Source organism: Anabaena sp. CCY 9402-a (assembly GCF_963920945.1).
GTDB lineage: Bacteria > Cyanobacteriota > Cyanobacteriia > Cyanobacteriales > Nostocaceae > Trichormus > Trichormus minutissimus.
In genome coordinates, this window is sequence record NZ_CAWUDL010000017.1 from 19375 (window position 1) to 37744 (window position 18370).

The 18370-nt window shown below is 39.8% G+C and carries 17 protein-coding genes; 9 read left to right on the top strand and 8 right to left on the bottom strand.

Going from position 1 to position 18370, the window contains the following annotated elements:
- Nucleotides 1-62 precede the first annotated feature (62 nt).
- From ACM0OR_RS08330 to ACM0OR_RS08345, 4 genes are all read right to left on the bottom strand, one after another.
- Nucleotides 63-1064, bottom strand: a complete 1002-nt coding sequence (locus ACM0OR_RS08330; protein WP_414575846.1) for a transaldolase — start codon at nt 1062-1064, stop codon at nt 63-65.
- A gap of 142 nt (nt 1065-1206) precedes the next feature.
- Nucleotides 1207-2637: a pyruvate kinase gene (gene pyk, locus ACM0OR_RS08335; protein WP_323265223.1), complete on the bottom strand. Its 1431-nt coding sequence runs from the start codon at nt 2635-2637 to the stop codon at nt 1207-1209.
- Between the two features lie 185 nt (nt 2638-2822).
- The gene (gap, locus tag ACM0OR_RS08340) at nt 2823-3854 is read right to left on the bottom strand and encodes a type I glyceraldehyde-3-phosphate dehydrogenase (protein ID WP_414575847.1); all 1032 of its coding nucleotides are present in this window, start codon (nt 3852-3854) and stop codon (nt 2823-2825) included.
- Nucleotides 3855-4072: 218 nt separating this feature from the next.
- Complete coding sequence (locus ACM0OR_RS08345) at nt 4073-6454, bottom strand: phosphoketolase (RefSeq protein WP_414575848.1); 2382 nt, start codon at nt 6452-6454, stop codon at nt 4073-4075.
- A gap of 474 nt (nt 6455-6928) precedes the next feature.
- Here ACM0OR_RS08345 and ACM0OR_RS08350 point away from each other — a divergent pair, with 474 nt between their 5' ends.
- Nucleotides 6929-8881 carry a M48 family metallopeptidase gene (locus ACM0OR_RS08350; RefSeq protein WP_414575849.1) on the top strand — a complete coding sequence of 651 codons (1953 nt, stop codon included), beginning with the start codon at nt 6929-6931 and terminating at the stop codon, nt 8879-8881.
- Between the two features lie 86 nt (nt 8882-8967).
- Here ACM0OR_RS08350 and ACM0OR_RS08355 read toward each other — a convergent pair whose 3' ends face one another.
- The 4 genes from ACM0OR_RS08355 to ACM0OR_RS08370 form a co-directional block, all read right to left on the bottom strand.
- A complete protein-coding gene (locus tag ACM0OR_RS08355) occupies nt 8968-9321 on the bottom strand; it encodes a DUF5615 family PIN-like protein (RefSeq protein ID WP_414575850.1) in 354 nt (117 codons plus the stop codon).
- Entirely contained in the window at nt 9314-9712 is a 399-nt protein-coding gene (locus ACM0OR_RS08360; protein ID WP_414575851.1) for a DUF433 domain-containing protein, read from the bottom strand. Before ACM0OR_RS08360 ends, ACM0OR_RS08355 begins: the two co-directional genes overlap by 8 nt.
- Before the next feature lie 140 nt (nt 9713-9852).
- A complete protein-coding gene (locus ACM0OR_RS08365; protein ID WP_414575852.1) occupies nt 9853-10368 on the bottom strand; it encodes a hypothetical protein in 516 nt (171 codons plus the stop codon).
- Between the two features lie 24 nt (nt 10369-10392).
- The gene (locus ACM0OR_RS08370; protein ID WP_414575853.1) at nt 10393-11253 is read right to left on the bottom strand and encodes a hypothetical protein; all 861 of its coding nucleotides are present in this window, start codon (nt 11251-11253) and stop codon (nt 10393-10395) included.
- 113 nt (nt 11254-11366) lie between these two features.
- Here ACM0OR_RS08370 and ACM0OR_RS08375 point away from each other — a divergent pair, with 113 nt between their 5' ends.
- The 8 genes from ACM0OR_RS08375 (at nt 11367) to ACM0OR_RS08410 (ending at nt 18370) form a co-directional block, all read left to right on the top strand.
- The gene (locus tag ACM0OR_RS08375) at nt 11367-12584 is read left to right on the top strand and encodes a sigma-70 family RNA polymerase sigma factor (RefSeq protein WP_414575854.1); all 1218 of its coding nucleotides are present in this window, start codon (nt 11367-11369) and stop codon (nt 12582-12584) included.
- Nucleotides 12585-12703: 119 nt separating this feature from the next.
- Complete coding sequence (locus tag ACM0OR_RS08380) at nt 12704-13234, top strand: hypothetical protein (RefSeq protein ID WP_414575855.1); 531 nt, start codon at nt 12704-12706, stop codon at nt 13232-13234.
- 124 nt (nt 13235-13358) lie between these two features.
- Nucleotides 13359-13784: a hypothetical protein gene (locus tag ACM0OR_RS08385; protein WP_414575856.1), complete on the top strand. Its 426-nt coding sequence runs from the start codon at nt 13359-13361 to the stop codon at nt 13782-13784.
- Between the two features lie 154 nt (nt 13785-13938).
- On the top strand, nt 13939-14409 hold the full coding sequence (locus tag ACM0OR_RS08390; RefSeq protein ID WP_414575857.1) for a hypothetical protein: 471 nt from the start codon (nt 13939-13941) through the stop codon (nt 14407-14409).
- A gap of 30 nt (nt 14410-14439) precedes the next feature.
- On the top strand, nt 14440-14985 hold the full coding sequence (locus ACM0OR_RS08395) for a LemA family protein (protein ID WP_414575858.1): 546 nt from the start codon (nt 14440-14442) through the stop codon (nt 14983-14985).
- A 120-nt stretch (nt 14986-15105) separates the two neighbouring features.
- The gene (locus ACM0OR_RS08400) at nt 15106-16326 is read left to right on the top strand and encodes a hypothetical protein (RefSeq protein ID WP_414575859.1); all 1221 of its coding nucleotides are present in this window, start codon (nt 15106-15108) and stop codon (nt 16324-16326) included.
- Nucleotides 16327-16359: 33 nt separating this feature from the next.
- The gene (locus ACM0OR_RS08405; RefSeq protein WP_414575860.1) at nt 16360-17103 is read left to right on the top strand and encodes a hypothetical protein; all 744 of its coding nucleotides are present in this window, start codon (nt 16360-16362) and stop codon (nt 17101-17103) included.
- Between the two features lie 133 nt (nt 17104-17236).
- Nucleotides 17237-18370 carry a DUF1822 family protein gene (locus ACM0OR_RS08410; RefSeq protein WP_414575861.1) on the top strand — a complete coding sequence of 378 codons (1134 nt, stop codon included), beginning with the start codon at nt 17237-17239 and terminating at the stop codon, nt 18368-18370.

The following is an 18370-nucleotide window of genomic DNA, read 5'->3' on the forward strand; positions in this document are numbered from 1 at the left end:
TCTTGAAAGTTAGTGGTCAGCCAACTCCTAACTTCTCAAAAATGGCGATCACCATTTATCTCCTAATGACTGGCAACTACTCCTTCTAGATGAGTTAGTCTTTGTGCCAATAGTTTTTCTAAATCTTCCAGTGCTTTGGTAAAGCCTTTAATACCTTCGTCTAGTTTGTCGTATGCCATGCGGTCAGTAGCGTGCATCTTCTCGAAGGTCGCTTTATCCACAGCAATCTTTTCTACGCCGGCAGTAGGAGCTTTGGCGGGGTCAAGTTTACGGGGTAGGTCGCCGATGGTGGCTTGTAATTCACCCAACAAAGCTGGGGAAATGGTTAACAAGTCACAACCAGCAAGTTCAGTGATTTCGCCGATGTTACGGAAGCTTGCGCCCATAACTTCGGTGTTATAACCAAATTTTTTGTAGTAGTTGTAGATTGTAGTGACTGACAATACACCAGGGTCTTCCGCAGAGGGGTAGCTATCTTTACCTGTTTCTTTTTTGTACCAGTCGAGAATGCGACCGACGAAGGGGGAAATCAAGGTGATACCAGCTTCAGCACAGGCGATCGCCTGATGCAAACCAAATAGTAGTGTTAAATTACAGTGAATCCCTTCTTTTTCCAAGATTTCCGCCGCTTTAATCCCTTCCCAAGTTGAGGCAATTTTAATTAAAACGCGCTCTGGGGTAATGCCAGCAGCTTTATACTGAGCAATCAATTCCCGTGCTTTAGTGAGGGTCGCTTCAGTATCGTAGGATAAACGAGCATCTACTTCTGTAGACACACGACCGGGGATAATTTGCAGAATCTTCAGACCAAAGGCAACCGCCAAACGATCAAAAGCCAAAGTCACGATTTGACTTTGGCTAGCACCTGCACCTGCGTCTTTTTTTGCTTGCAGTAAGGTTTGGTCAACAATATCTTGATATTCCGGCATTTTAGCTGCTGCCGTAATCAGAGAGGGATTTGTGGTGGCATCTTGAGGTGTAAACTTTTCAATGGCTTGGATATCACCTGTATCTGCCACCACAACGGTCATTGTTCGCAATTGTTCTAGTAAATTTTTAGACATAAAATACTCCATGATTGTTGTTTATGTAGGATTTACAATTCCCCTCTTCTTCACACCCGTTCTTATTCCTTACAATTCTGATTTTGGCAATTTTTTTTAACTATTGCCGATTAGCTGAAGTCTCAGCTTCATTTTAGGGGTGTTAGGCTGTGATGGGCTGTCCAATAGAATGCACTTTAATTAAGCTAGTTGTTCCTGATTTACCAATTGGGACTCCAGAGGTGATTACTACTTTATCCCCTTCATGTACAAGACCTGTTCTGAGGATGGTACTAACCAAATTCGTGAACATTTCTTCAGCATTATAAACAGGTGGGATCAGCAAGGGTTCGACACCCCAAGATAAAGCCAACTGGTGATAGGCTGATTCATCGGGGGTTAAAGCAAAAATCGGTGTCTGGGGGCGGTATTTAGACACAAGTTGTGCTGTACTTCCTGATGAAGTGTTACACAAAATAGCCCGTGCGCCGGTTTCATAGGCAATACGACAGACGGCTTCGGCTACGGATTCAGTGACGCTGAGACTACCTGCATCATTTGTCCAGCAGTGTCTACTACCCTCTTGCAAAGACTTTTCCGTTTCAATGGCAATATCGTGCATCATCTGCACAGCCGCCACAGGATACTCTCCCACGGCCGTTTCTCCGGAAAGCATGACGGCATCTGTACCATCAAGGATGGAGTTAGCCACGTCGGTAGCTTCCGCACGGGTGGGATCGGGTGCGCCAATCATTGACTCTAGCATTTGGGTGGCGGTAATAACTGGCTTACCCGCTTGATTGCAACGGCGAATAATATCTTTTTGAATCATGGGGACTTTGTGAATGGGCATTTCTACCCCCAAATCACCACGGGCGATCATAATCCCATCGGCGGCGGCGATAATGGCATCAATTTGCTCAACCGCCTCTGGACGCTCAATTTTGGCGATTACCCGAATTGACAAACCCGCCGATTCAATCATGCGCTGGGCAGGTTCTAAATCGTAGGGTGACTGGACAAAGGAAACAGCTACCCAATCAACACCTAATTCCATCCCAAAGCGCAAATCATGTAAGTCTTTTTCGGTGATGGAACTGACGGGTAAGCGAGTTAAAGGTAGGTTTACACCCTTACGGGTAGAAATTACCCCACCGATTTTGACTTGAGCATGAATATGGTCGGCATCGCGATCGCATACAATCATCTTCACTCGACCATCATTAATTAAAATCGGTTCTCCCGGTCGTACCATTGCAAACAAAGTCGGCAATGGTAAGGGTAATTCGTGAATGTTGTCACCCTTCTCTTTTAAGACAAAGGTAACTTCATCACCAGCTTCTACCGTCAACCCTTCTGGCGGTAAAGTTCCCAAGCGAATTTTCGGCCCACACAAATCTTGCAACAAAGCTATGGGCTTGTGTTTATCAGCACTGATTTGTCTAATATACTGAGCAGTTTGGGCATGAAATTCATAAGCCCCGTGGGAAAAATTTAGCCGCGCCACATTCATCCCGGCTTCTACCAACGCTTGCAGTCTGTCTGGTGCAGAGGTAGCAGGCCCTACAGTACAGATAATTTTTGTTCGACGCATAGGGGTGATGGTGTGAGGAGTTAGGGAATGGGAATCAGTGGTGAGTCATGAGTCATGAGTAATGAGTCATGAGTGGCGGTAATGCTTTAGCACCCTCATCAGGAGTAAAACAAGTAGCAATGAGTGAGTTTACCCTTACTCAGCACTCAGCACTCAGCACTCAGCACTCAATACTCAGCACTCTCTTAAACTGTGACCAGTTGTTCTTTCTGTGCCATTGACAGCATTAGGTCAACTACACGGTGAGAGTAGCCCCATTCGTTGTCATACCAAGCGACCACTTTGAAGAAGTTTGAGTTCAATTCAATACCAGCACCTGCGTCAAAAATACTGGAATGGCGATCGCCTTGAAAATCTGTAGACACTACTGCTTCGTCTGTATAGCCCAAAACCCCGGCAAGTGTTCCTTCAGCAGCCGCTTTCATAGCTGCACAAATTTCTTTGTAGCTGGTGGATTTGCTAGTTTTGAAGGTTAAATCCACTACAGAGACATCAGGGGTAGGAACTCGGAACGCCATCCCAGTTAACTTACCCTTCAATTCTGGTAAAACCAGTGCTACTGCTTTCGCTGCACCTGTGGAAGAAGGAATAATATTTTGGGCTGCACCGCGACCACCCCGCCAGTCTTTTTTACTGGGGCCGTCTACAGTGGGTTGGGTTGCAGTCATGGCGTGAACTGTAGTCATTAACCCTTCTGCTAAACCAAAGTTATCATTAATTACTTTGGCAATGGGGGCTAGACAGTTAGTAGTACAGCTAGCATTGGAAACAATCAGATCCTTACTGGGATCAAAGATTTGATGGTTAACACCTACCAACAATGTCTTGACTCTTTCTGGTTCTTTGGTAGGCGCAGAAATAACTACGCGCCTTGCACCTGCTTGTAGGTGTTTGGATGCACCTTCATAGTCTGTAAATAGTCCGGTCGATTCTACGACATAATCTGTGCCAAGTTTACCCCAAGGTAATTCGGCGGGATTTCTGACTGACATACAAGGAATGAAGTGACCATCAATCAAAATGCCATCTTCTTTGGCTTCCACCTGACCTTGATACTTACCATGAGTAGAGTCGTACTTTAATAGGTAAGCCAGGTTATCTGGTGGTACTAGGTCGTTAATACCCACAAACTCAATATTGGGGTTGTTCATGCCAGCGCGAAGCACAAGCCGCCCAATACGACCAAATCCGTTGATGCCAACTTTTAACTTCGTCAAAACAAACCTCCTCTTAATCTTGGATCGCCTCAAATTTGAGGCGAACGAACTTATTACCCTAGCTTCAACACTGGATTTCGCCGGGTGAATTTTGGTATGACTTAGATGATCGTGACAGTCCCAGAAGCCAAAAGCCCAATTACTTGGCATCTTTTAAGGTTTTGGAATGGGGAGAAGACTTTCCCCATTACTCCCTGCTCCCTGCTCCCCTGCCTCTCTTAATACGGCCACTGCCAATCACGAATATCTGCCATATCTTCGCCGTGTTTCTCAATGTAGTGCTTGTGTTCGATCAACTTGTCTTGGAGATGTTGTTTTACATAAGCGGCTTTGTACCCTAGTTTGGGGACGCGATCGATTACATCCATAACTAAATGGAAGCGATCTAAATCGTTCAGGACAACCATATCAAAGGGGGTGGTGGTAGTTCCCTCTTCTTTGTAACCACGCACATGGAGGTTTTTATGGTTGGTGTGGCGATAGGTAAGGCGATGGATTAACCAAGGATAGCCATGAAAGGCAAAGATGATCGGTTTATCTGTAGTAAATAGGGTGTCAAAGTCTTTGGGACTTAAACCGTGGGGATGTTCTGTGTTGGGTTGCAAGGTCATTAAATCTACAACGTTGACTACCCGCACTTTTAAGTCTGGGAAGTTTTGCCGCAAAATATCCACAGCCGCTAAGGTTTCTAAGGTGGGGACATCTCCAGCACAACCCATGACTACATCTGGTTCGCCCCCTTGGTCGTTACTTGCCCATTCCCAAATGCTGATCCCTTTGGTGCAGTGTTTAATCGCTGCATCCATATCCAAATATTGCAGTGCTGGTTGTTTCCCTGCCACGATGACGTTGACGTACTGACGGCTTCTTAAGCAGTGATCTGTCACTGACAAGAGGGTGTTGGCATCGGGGGGCAGATACACGCGCACAATTTCGGCTTTTTTGTTCATTACATGATCAATAAAACCAGGGTCTTGGTGAGAGAATCCGTTATGATCTTGCCGCCAAACGTGGGAAGTCAGTAGATAATTCAGGGACGCAATTGGTCTGCGCCAAGGAATTTCGCGGGTAGTTTTCAACCATTTGGCGTGTTGGTTGAACATGGAGTCAATAATGTGGATAAATGCTTCGTAGCAAGAGAAGAAACCATGACGACCTGTGAGTAGATATCCTTCTAACCATCCTTGGCAGTTGGTTTCACTGAGGATTTCCATTACTCGACCATCGGGGGACAGATGGTCGTCTTCTGGGAGGGTTTGGGCTACCCAAGTCCTATTTGTGACTTCTAATACAGCATTGATGCGGTTTGAGGCTGTTTCATCAGGGCCAAAGACGCGGAAGTTACGACTGTCTTGGTTAAGTTTCATCACATCCCGCAGCAACTCACCTGTTACTTTGGTAGCTTCAGCAATGACTCTGCCTGGTTGGGGAACATCAACGGCATAGTTTTGGAAGTCGGGCATCTTCAAGTCCCGCAACAAGATCCCGCCGTTAGCGTGGGGATTGTCACCCATGCGGCGATGTCCCTTGGGAGCAAGTTCTGCCAGTTCAGGAAACAGTGTACCGTTAGCATCGAAGAGTTCTTCGGGTTTGTAACTCTTCATCCACTCTTCTAGGAGTTGGATGTGGTGGGGTTTACTAGCTAGATCACCAAATGGTACTTGATGCGATCGCCAAAAATCTTCTGTCTTTTTCCCATCTACTTCTTTTGGCCCTGTCCAACCTTTAGGGGTTCTGAGGATAATCATTGGCCATTGGGGACGTTTGGTAAACCCATGTATACGGGCTTCTCTTTGGATGTTGTGAATTTCTGCCGTGATGATATCTAAAGTTGCTGCCATCTGCTGATGCACATCCGCAGGATCAGAACCTTCCACGAAGTAAGGTTTGTAACCATACCCTACAAATAGGCTTTTCAATTCCTCGTAACTCAACCGCGCCAAGACTGTGGGGTTAGCAATTTTATACCCATTTAGGTGCAGAATTGGTAACACAGCCCCATCGGTAGCGGGGTTAAGAAACTTGTTGGAATGCCAGCTAGTAGCTAATGCGCCGGTTTCTGCTTCCCCATCACCAACAACCGCAGCCACGATTAAATCAGGGTTATCAAAAGCAGCACCAAAGGCATGGACAAGGGCATAACCTAATTCCCCGCCTTCGTGGATAGAACCGGGCGTTTCCGGTGCTACGTGGCTGGGAATACCACCAGGGAATGAAAATTGTTTGAACAGTCTTTGCATCCCCTCAGCATCTTGGGAAATATTGGGGTAATACTCACTGTAAGTTCCTTCGAGGTAAGTATTCGCTACCAGTCCAGGCCCCCCATGACCAGGCCCAGCAATGTAAATCATGTCTAGGTCATACTTTTTGATGATCCTATTGAGATGAACATAGATAAAGTTCAATCCTGGGGTTGTTCCCCAATGTCCCAACAGTCTAGGTTTGACGTGTTCTAGAGTGAGCTTTTCTTTGAGTAGAGGATTGTCAAGTAAATATATTTGCCCAACTGACAAATAGTTAGCTGCCCGCCAGTAGGCATTCATTTTATGCAATTCTGCATCGGTTAAAGGCTTTGTCTGTGGAGGACTTGCTAAGGTCATATCACTCTCCATTACATATAGTTGTGCCGAATTTCTTCTCTATGCCAGTGTAGTTATCTACAGTCAGAAGGTCATCTTACCCATGACAAATTTTTCCAATTTATGCGGAAAAATTAAGGTTTATTCGTCATTGACTACACTGGCATCAATCTAAAAATAGAACTCCAAAAATTGCGGGCATGACCTGTAGGTAAGGTTAACAGACTTTACATTTCAGTGAATAATTTTTAACATTGATTTTATGTATTGTTAAGAAAGTTACCAATGTATTGAATCTATCTATACTGGAAATCTTACTTTTGATAAAAATTAATCACATCATTTTTACTGGGGAGTAGGGGGAGAAAATATACTCAATACTCAGCACTCTTCCTTACCTGCGCAACTAATAAACTGGCTGAGTGATAAATACTCATGAATATATAATCAACCTCAGCAGTATATAACCACAGAGTTTACTGATCGGCAAATTTTATGACTAAAGCTTCTCAAGTTGCCCAAGGTATAAAGTTGAGCTTGATTTTAACCACAACCACAAGCGGTTTATTGCTAGGAGCGAATATCAGTGCTGATGCTAAGTCTAAAATAGTTGCACACCATCAAATTCCCATCAAAAGTATCCAAATAGCCCAACAATCTCCAGCTATCAGCCGTTTTCAAACTTTAGCAGAAGCAGATGAACTCCATAAAAAAGGGCAATTACAAGCAGCAGAAATCCTCTACCGCAAAGTTAAACCTGAATTTCCACCTGGAGAGAAGAGACGTACTACTGTTTATGAAATTGAGCAACTACCAGGTGATGCTCAAGTTTATTGGCGAAATGCTAATGAAGGTTTAAGACAAAATCTCGATACTAATATTTTTGAATCGCTGCAACGATTGACTACTAATTATTCTGAGTTTATTCCTGGTCACTTATTGTTAGCTGAAGCTTGCAAAAAAAAGGTCGATGCTTGTAAAAAATATGCTAAATCCGATCAACCTAAAAATTCTTTAGAAGTATTGGTACAAGCCGGAGAATTATATCCTGATGAGCCGGATTTGCTCAAGGCTAAAATTAAGACATTAGAAAGTGAAAAACAGTTTTTAGACGCAGCAATTGCAGCGCGACAATTTGCTATAATTTATATTAATTATCCAGAAGCTCCAGAATTTGAAAAGATAGCTGAAAAAAATCTCCAGCGTCATAAATCTGAGTTGAATGAACGCTTGCGAACTCAAGGTATTTTTAATACCTTAGTTGGTGCGGTGACATCCTTCAAGACCCAAAATTGGCAATCTGGGATTTCAGGATTGCAAACTTTAGCAATGCTTTCCCAGGGTGAATCAGTATTTGGTAAGTCTTTAGCTGATAAATATGTTGAGCAATATCGTCAGCAAAGTAAGCTGGTGGATGACCCGCAAGTTCTCAACTACGTTAAAGGAATTAGCAATAGATTAACTGCTTTAATGGGGCGAGATTTTGAATACGAATATTATGTAATTAAAGACAATTCTGTAAATGCTTTTGCTGTACCTGGGGGAAAAATTTTTATCCATACAGGGGCAATTATGGCGACTAATTCGGAAGCAGAATTAGCTGGTTTATTAAGTCATGAAATAGCTCACGCTGTACTGTCTCACGGATTTCAACGCGTTACCCAAAGTCAGTTTATCAGTAGTTTAAGTAATGTAATTCCTCTATCTGATATGTTGCAAGAAATGGTGGGGAAAGAACATAGCCGTGAGAATGAACGTCAAGCTGATATTTTAGGTGCTAGGGTATTAAGTAAAGCTGGCTATGCTGCCGATGGTTTACGTAATTTAATGGTAACACTGAATACTCTGTCAGGAGGTAAAGAGCGCACTACTTGGCAGTCAACTCACCCTGCTCCGACGGAAAGGGTGCAGTATTTAGAAAGTTTAATTCAAAGAAATAATTACAATCGTTATACTTATGAAGGAGTAAAACAGCACAAAGAAATTCAAAATTTATTACAAGGAATTTCTCCTACTGCCAATGATACACCTGCTGTATCTCAGCCATCTGACAAAAAACCCGCAACAGGTAGCCAAAATACCCAGAGAACTAAACCCATCAGGGGTGTTGTAGAGATTACTGGCGGGCAAACCCGTGAGAATGTGGAGATTCGTTTAGATGGCGGTAAGGTAGAAAGCGATCGCAATTTTAGCATTAATTTTATTGTCGAAAACGGCAGCGATCGCGCCTTTGGTTTTGTGCCTTTATATGCTCAAGTGGTGACAGAAGGTGGTAAAAGATTGACTACTAAATTCTCATCAGCAGAAGCACTAGTACCAGCAGGTGGTACTATGAAAGGTACGGTACAAGTATTAGGACAAGCTTGGAAAAACCAAGGTTCACAAAATTTAACCTTAGTTATCAAAGAAAGTACAAGCGGCGGCAGGGTTTTCCGTATTTCATTCTAGTTAAACATCAACCAAGTTAAATCGGTTGCTACCAGTCTAATGAGAGAGATCGCAGTTCTACGTCTCTAAATGAACTTACAGCAGAATTATCGCCATTGATTTAACCAACATACTTGTCCTGGCCATTCTTCAGCTTGAGTGTCTGATAGTAAGCGATCTAATGCTTGAATTAGATTAGACAACTTCCAACTATTTTGTGCTGCCAGAATAATGCCTTTGTGCTGAGGATATTGAATAGCTAAGGACAAGAAATCTTTAATGTTAAAGGTAAAAATACAACGCCCTTGAGCAGTAGCTTTCAACAATTGCATTTCATCACTGGCATCTTCTGGCATCCATTCATTAGGAGTACGAGTAACATCATGACCACGGGCTATTAGAGCAGTATGCAATGCTTTAATCGAGGTATCTGCATCTAAATGGAGCAGGAGTTTAGACACTAGTAGTTTCAATCACCTGTTCTGTGGCGATCGCTCCATCAATTTCGGTACGATGGGCAGTATAGAAAGCCAACCCTTCATTCACCTGAGTTTCAGTTAAATCATACTCTTGAGCAATTTGATGGACAGGCCATCCCCACTGATGAGCCACAATCACTAGGGTTTGTACTCTAATTCCTGTACCTTTAACAATGGGAAATTTTTGACCACTGCTACCTTGACGATAGCTAATTAAGGGAAAAGCAGGATCATTTAATTGGTAGCGAAGAGAAGCGACTTTTTCTGCTACTGCCCACAAAATAAATTGATCAAGGGATATTCCCTGGTTATTTGCCCACTGTTCTACTTCTTGCTGTAGTTGAACAGGTAAGTTGACCGAGTAAGAAGCCATTTGCAAAGATGAATGAATTGAGTATTTGATTACTTACTCCATTTTAAGCGATCGCACTTCCCCACTAGCAAAAGTTCGTGACCCCCTGCCCCCTGCCTTATCCCAACGATAATTATTTACGCCGACCTACTTATTCTCTGTCATTGTGGGCAATAAAGGGTATATTTCCACTGCGTAGATGAATTGTTTGGATTGCCGATAACTTCTACTTTCACTCTACCAGAGTTACCTTTAAATGTTGTAGATATCTTATTATTACCTGACACTTCACCTGTATCTACAAGAACTTGCCCTTGATAAGTAACTTTTAATTGATCGGGAATGACATACATTTCATAATCAATATTAATTCTGCCTTCATTGGCTGTAAGTTGAATTTCCCGACTGTCTCCTAATTGCCCTCCACTAACTTGCTCTTGGTCGCATAGTTTTAAACCCCGTTCAGGTGCTAAATAAACTTGCAATTCAATCGATTCATTCTTATTATTAAATTTTTCTATTTGTTCTTGTTGATTTCCGCTAACATAGTTGTATCTTTCTCCTGATTTGAGGTTAACTCCCTGGGGATTTTTGATGGAAAAAACATTGGCAGAACCAGCGATGACATCCACTTGAATCCCATTCTCAGTATTCTTAGTTTGAATCAAGCTTTTCACGGGACTCACAGGAGCAACAATTACTTACTCTTGGTCAGAATTTAGCACATGAAGTCCACAGAATTTCGCTTTTTGGGCTTGAGATTGTTCCCAAAGTTTGGTAACTACATCTTTCATTGTTGAGCCGCTACCTGTGTCTGTGAATTGTTGATTATTGGCACATTTAATCATGGCTGTTAAATTGGAATTTCTGACAAACCATTCATCTCTGGTAATGGCTATACATTCTTTCCCACCAATGGTTTGGCATTCTTGGAGTGGTTCTTTACAGGGTTCGCTGGGTGCAACTGCACTCCAACTTTTACCATTGGCTGCTACTACACTGCAATATTGCAATTTACTCCCAGAACTTTGGGCAATTAATAATTGTTTGAGGGGAGTAATATGAGATAAATTTTGCTTTTTAAATTTGGCTTGATTACGAATACCTCGCTGTACCCTTACACCAGCTTCACAAGCTCTTGTTCCCTGTGGTTGATTAGCCCATTCAATTAGTAATGAATCCCCTTGTTGTGCTTTACAAGGTAAGTAATAAAGAGTTAATTTATTTTGTTTGGTACTAGCTTGGAGTTGCAGTCCCATATCTTTACCAGCAGCATCTTGAAAGCGTAATTGAGCGAAAGACCTGCCATTACCGGGTAAGTATAAAGCATCGGAAAATCTTTGCAAAAGTGTACCCACTACCGCCGGGCCATACTGAGAGCCGCGACGGACTGATAGTTCATGACGGCTTCCCAAAATTTGGTATATCTCTGCTTTTTCAGGAAGAACAGCATAGCTATCTGTGGCTGTAGCTAGGGTATACATAGGAATCATCAATGTAGCGACAGCATACATCCATTTTTTTGTGGTTGTTTGCGATTGTTTCAAGTTACGGCTGCTCATCCCCAATTCCTACCAGAAATTTTTACCTATGTGAATATACTGTGTCATTTCTGAAAATATTCGTAGTTATTTCGTCTAATTGCGGCAAAATATGTAAATATACTGTGTAGTACATGAAAACACACTTATACACCGCCTTCATGCACCCTCGTCAAGAGATTGTTGAGATTTTTTCAACCTTTCTACAATTTTCGTTAGACGATTCTACGAAATGGTTGACGGATAAAGCACTAGAACGCAACATCAGCGATTATCTTGCACAGTATCTATCTCTAGAGCGTTCTAGTTCAGATTGGGCCTTATACTGGCATCAGGTTTGGCGACATCAGCCTCAAGATAGTAAAGCTTTTCTCTTGGCAAGGGGTTATTTATATGCTTATTTGCAAGAGGTGAGTTATAAAGCCGCCAAAAAAACCCAATCAAGATTGAGATTACCAGAATATAGTTTACAAGATTTTTTCTTGATGGCGATCGCCAACACTGATAAAGTTCTCAAATCTTTTGATCCCATCCGTAACCCCAACTTAGAAAAGTACGCGTTTTATACGTTGTGTCATGACATCCAAGATGAGTTGAGAAGAGCCGGAGTAGAAGTTAGAAGCGACTGGTCATTATTGAAAAACAGCAGTGAAAAGCGGATTTACGAATCTTTGCAACAGCGGGGGTTATCATCAGCAGACATTGAGCGTTATGTTCTGGCTTGGGAATGCTTCAAGATAATTTATGTTTCCCAAACACCCAGAGGTAACAAACAACTCCCTGCTCCTGACTCTACCACATGGGAGGCGGTCGCCCAACTTTACAATCAAGAACAACTCTCCCAGTTATCACAATCTACATCAGTAAATACCACAACTATCCAGCAATGGATGGAAAATAGCATCCAAGCCATTAGAGCGCATTCTACACCGCGCATCCAGTCCTTAAATGCGTTGCTATTTAACGAGGACAATACCTTACAAGATACTTTACCCAGTGATGAACTTACCCCCATCGAGCAACTGATAGACGTCGTAGAAACTGAAACGCGCAAGGCTTTATACCAACAGATGAACTCAGTGTTAAGCAACGCCATAGCTACTGCTGACACACAAACACAAGAGTTACTGGGGATGACTTACGCTGGGAAACTGACTCAAAAAGAAATACGTTCCCGGTTGGAAATATCCCAACCAACAATTTCTCGACGGCTCAAAAGCTTCAAAAACGAGGTTTTTAAGAAATTACAAGCCAGCCTGAATATTTCTTTGACTCCTGACGTAATTAAAAACATGAACGGGTTGATGGATGAATGGCTAGAGCAATACTACGGAGATTACAACGAAGTATAACAGCCTAGCAATGATCAATTCACAATTCCCAATTCAAAGATTTCTGAATTGGGATGTTTTTGATGATGTGAAGTTCATTAACTTGAGTCAAAGTAAATATCGTTTCTATAACCTTGAATATGACACTAAAGTCGATTATTACGCAAACGGCTCTTGCTAGTTTATTAATCAGTTTTCCAGTAATTTCGCTACTCAATGTTGATTCTGCTCCAACTCAAGCACGACAAATTAGTACAAAAAATCTGAGAACTAAATTATTTTCCCTCCGCTATCCCGCAAATTGGTTAACTATTAGTCGCAGTGATGAATATGTAATTTTCTCTAATCAACCTCTCGGTCGAGAAGGTGGTGCTGCGCCTAAAAGTATGGTTAAAACCGATGTGGGAGTAATTGAAGGTAACTTTACAACTTTAGTTTCAGAGCATCAAAAGCAGGGTATTGTCAAAAGTAAGAAAATTACAATTAATGGTAGAGAAGCTATTAGGTTTTGGGATAGAAACAACCTAGAAGATTTTCAAAGAGGAATTTTTACTTATGTTCGTTATACAAAGAATAAAGTAGGATTTGTTGCTACATATTACAGTGATACACCACCTATCTCTGAAGCAGAGATCGAGCAGATTCAGTCATCTTTTCGGATTTTGAAATAAATTCGTTACTGGCAAAGCTTCAATTATATAGTCTAAGACAATGTTTGAAATGAACAAAAAATTGGGATTGTTAACCATAATCGCTCTGCTAAGTATTAGCAATATTTTGAGTTTGAATACAACTGTGAAAGCACAAAATTCAAATGGAGCTTGTAAACAGGTAATTAATAATGCTAAAACCCGGTTACAAAGAAGTGCTAAGTCTAGCTTAGTTGTTTCGATAAAAAATGCTGCACATGATTATCCTGACGCACCAGTAAATCGTAAACGGGTGATAGTATTTTATCTTGACTATTTCAAAGATCCACGTCCTCAAGTAAGAGTCGGTATACAGAACATTCTTCAATCACCGCAGTTAATAAAAAGTATTAGCCAAAATATCATCAGTAAATGTGCTTCAACTGGTGCAGTTTATTTTGGCAGTACATTCCAAGCTGGCTGTCCTGTTTATCTTGGATTGATGCGTAATGGCACAATCGAAATATTTGAACCGATAGTTCCAGGCGAACTGAGTAGAGAAATAAAATGGGGTGAGAATTATTGTTATTAAGACAATAGAAATCTCTACATTGATTAAGGCTATTAAAACTATTCACGAATATTTGATAATTTTTGAATAAATAGAAAGCCTACATCAATTAAGGTGTTTTTTATTGCTGTTAATAATGCTATTTACTAGCACAGATTTATCAAAATATAAATTTATGAAAAATGTTCTGAAATCTTTGTTTATATCTGCATTTCTTGCTTCATTTCCCTTAGTAAACGCTGTTGTTGCTGCACCCATACCTCTGCAACCTGGTGTTTATTATGGTGGTGGTAGTAGATACATTAGTATCGCTAAGAAGGGTAAGCAATACTGCTACATAGGAAGCTCAAATTACGGCTTAGGATATGCTTCTATTAGACTTGTACCTAAGTATCCAAATGTTTACAAGCTTGCTGGTTCACCTGATTCATTTGTGGCTCAAAAAAGTAGAGAATCCATATCTTTTGGAGATTTAAAACACGTTATTAATAATAATCTTTCTGGTGGATATCGTCTGGATAGTATGGGAGATAATTCTGCCAATAGTCAAAATAATGTGAGTGATAACGAGCTTTCTAACAATCCCTATTTACGGCAATGTTTTAACAACCGTAAACCATTTTCGATTCACATTCCTAATCGTTAAATCACCTTAAAAAATAGCAAGGAGTAAATCATGGAGAACATATTTTTATTTTTGATTGGGATTATTGGATTACTTGGATATTTGGTATCCCAACTTTATAACGAATTAGCTCGACTCAATTCCAGAGTTGACAGAAATTTTTCTGGAATAGATACCCAACTATCAAGACGACACGCTGTAATTAAGAATTTGCTGGGAAGTGTAGGCAGAGAACAAAAAAGTGTTATGGATCAATTTGAGGCGTTGACTAAACTGGTTGAAAAAGCTGACTTACAACGTAGCAACCCACAAGCTTATTTTGACACAGAAAAGCAGATATCCAGAATGTGGAATCAGTTGCTTAATTTACCTCAAATACAAAACATCCTTGGTTTTCGAGACTTGAACAAACAGATTGCCGAATTAGAAGAAGAACTAGCTGCATCGAGAAGAAATTATAACGCCAGTGTAGAAAGGTTTAATACTTATTTGATGAGTTTTCCAACTGGATTTATTGCTCAACTTTTCTTCAAACAGTTCCAACAAAGACCTTATTTTGAAGCAACTACTGAGGAAAGACAAAACATAGATGTATAAACATCTTCAGTCTATTTTGGAAATTTATAGTTTTCAAAATAGACTGTAACATTGCTCCTTGAGCTAGTAATTACAATTACATTTAAGAAAGCTGCCAAATAAAATAGAGGTGAATAGGATATGGATGCTCAACAAAATTATGCAGTTCAAAAGTTATTTACTGATTATGGTTTTAATACTAAACTGATTCAGTTAGAAGAAGCCAGGAAATTAGCAGAAAAAAATAAACTGATTTTTGGGGGATTAATTATTGGTGCTTTAATTTTAATAGTTATTCTGTCATTGATTTGCTTGAGTTCATTCTCATTATTTTTTGCAGGTTCAGGGATTCACTTAGCTATTATTTCTATAATTAGTGGAGTAATTATTATTGGACTAGCACACTATATTGATTTAACAAATAAACAAATTAAATCTTTCTTTAACAAACATAAAACTTTATTGTTTTATCTGAGAAAAGAAGCGGTTGAAAGTTTTGTAAAAATTATTTTTCCTAATGCAGAACAGATAATGTTTGATCCACAAGCATCATCAAGTAATACTTTGCAGCCTACATTATCCAATTTGTTCTCCAGTAATTTTTACCAATATACACAGAATAATACACTTTCCTTTACTATCAATAAAAAGACATTTTACATAGCTGATGTTGAACCTATTTTTATTACTAGTTCGGCTAAAGAAAGCGTCGAGCTTGATAAATTTATTGATGGTAGAACCAGGGAAAATATTTACTTTTGTAAAGGTATTCTTTATCATATAGACTATCTCAATAGGAATATTACTGGTAATCATTCTACAATCATTACTCCCAAGAAACTGCCTAATAGCCCAACTAAAACTGTAGGATTCGGGAATGATAGAACGACAGTTAGCAGAGATTATCCCCAGTTAATACTTGTGAACCGTCTCAAGGGTCGTCCAGATCGATTTATCCAGCGAGGCTTTGAGGAGTATAGTCCTGAAAATATGGAAATGGAAGATGAATTTTACGTTTTTACCAATAATGAAACTGCTTCTAGAAAATCGTTATCATATCGGATGATGGAAACTATTGTCAAACTTATATCAGATAAACCGCAAGATGTATCTCAACCGAAACTGATACAATTTCTTTTAGGAAATCAGCGAGAAATTCCGAAATTTTGGATGGAATTTAGCAGTGTTAATTACAACAAAAGCAATCAATCACAGAAATTAACAGTCTTCAATACAAATAAAAACTTAATATTCTTTAATCAAGTAGCAGAAAAATCTGTCACTTTGAATAATTTCCAAGAAAATTTTCAAAAACTTGAGGAAATCTTGAGTTCGATAATTAATGTTATAAATGTTATATAAATCAAGAAAAATTAATTTAAAGAAGTAATAACTATGAGTTTTGACTGGCGAACTATCAATCTTCATATCTCAGAATATGAGTTCATCCAAGAGATCATCTCTCAACGTATTGCAGAAACAAAATCTCAAAAACCGAAGTTGAAATTAGTCTTTCCTCATGCAATTTGGGCTTTTATTTGGTTATTTCTTATCCTCTCATCATTTCTGATATTTGTGCTTTCTGTAATTAGTTTCTTTTTAAAAATAATTGCGATTGCACAAGTCTATTACTACTTTATCATATTCATAATATCTTTGGTTTTAATACCTTTAATTATTTCCTTTCAGGCTTACTTAAAATCATGGATTTCCTACAAAAAGAAATTGCAGAAATCCAGAAGTAAAATCATTAATGAAAGTGAGGTATCAAATTATTTCTTTAAAAGAAAACACGATTTTCTCGTGAAGTATGAAGAATACATCAAAGATGTACAACATAAGTTTGATGATGTGTACAAGGATGAATATGTTAGTTTAAAGCGTGAAGAAAAACTCAAGGCTTTACAATCTCGAATATCTAAAGCAGTTGAAAAGCTGGAATTATTGAAAGATGAGTATTTTTTGCGTTTAGATGCGCTGGAGTTGGAATTTCAAAATAGGTTTACTCGCATTGAAAGTGATGATGAGTTTGCAGCTTCTAGCCAATCTCATCTGTTAGTTGAAAGTTTGGAGGAGCAAGTAGATACTATCAATTATTATTTACAGGCTGTTGATGAAATTGGTTTGGGATCACCTTGAGGAATAATCAGGAATTTTTCAACGCAGAGTAACGCGGAGTATTCCCTAAGTAATACACTAATAAAATGCTGTTCTCTGTTGACTAAGTTTGGATGGATATATGAATTTTGATTCGGCTATACTGCCAATTCCTATGGAAGTACTATTAGAAATATCGGCAACTACACAAGATAAAGCTTGGAAGCAAAGCCAGTGTTTATCATCCCCCAGCACGCGTTTTCAAGCTTATATCAATCGGCTGGCTTTGTTAACTGTTCTACCTTGGTTGGAAGCTGCTTGGGAAGTGACAGCAAAACCTCTATTTAATCTCAATGCGCTCAATAGTATTTGGGAATTTACTAATGGTACAGCTATTAATGTTGATCAAACAAGGATAGTTTTAATCCCCAGTCAAGCTATTGATACTCAGGAAATTCGTGTTCCTCAAGAATGGGTGGATATTCCTAGTTGGGTGGCTGATTATTATGTGGCTGTACAAGTGAATATTGAAGATGGTTGGGTGAAAATTTGGGGTTATACGACACATTTAGAACTCAAACAACAAGGGAATTATAACGGAGGCTATCGCACCTATTCTTTAGATATAGAAAATCTCACACGGGATATTAATTTACTGTGGATAACTAAGGAATTGTGTCCTGATGTAGTAACTAAGACTGAAATTGAGCCTCTAACTAGTTTACCATTAACCCAAGCAAATAATTTACTCGTAAGATTAGGAAATCCCGCTTTAGCTTTTCCTCGTCGTGCAGTTCCCTTTAGTTTATGGGGAGCGTTATTAGAACATGGGGGTTGGCGACAACGGTTATATGAACTACGTTTAGGATTACCAGAACAATGGTCAATTATACAATGGGCGCAAACTGGAATTTCTGATTTAGCACAAGAAGTTGGCTGGAGTTATTTAGATTTAAAAAGTAGTTTTGTGAGTCGAGGTACAACACCTAAAAGTGAGAGAGGTGTTTTATGTCGTCAGCTAACAATTGCTGGCGAATTATATGAGTTGCAAGTCAAACTACAAGGAGAAATAACGGCGGGAATTTGGCGAATTGAGTTACGTAGTTTATCGTTAAATGGGTTGATTCCTCGTGGATTTAAGTTAAGGTTGTTCACTGAGGATTTACAATCATTTGCTGATAATGAACGCATTGCTACAGAAGCTACACAAAAATTAGAGTTTGAGCTTTTATTTGAACCAGGTGAAGGATTGGTATGGGAGATTGAACCACATCCAGACAATTATGATAGAGAAATATTGCGATTTTAA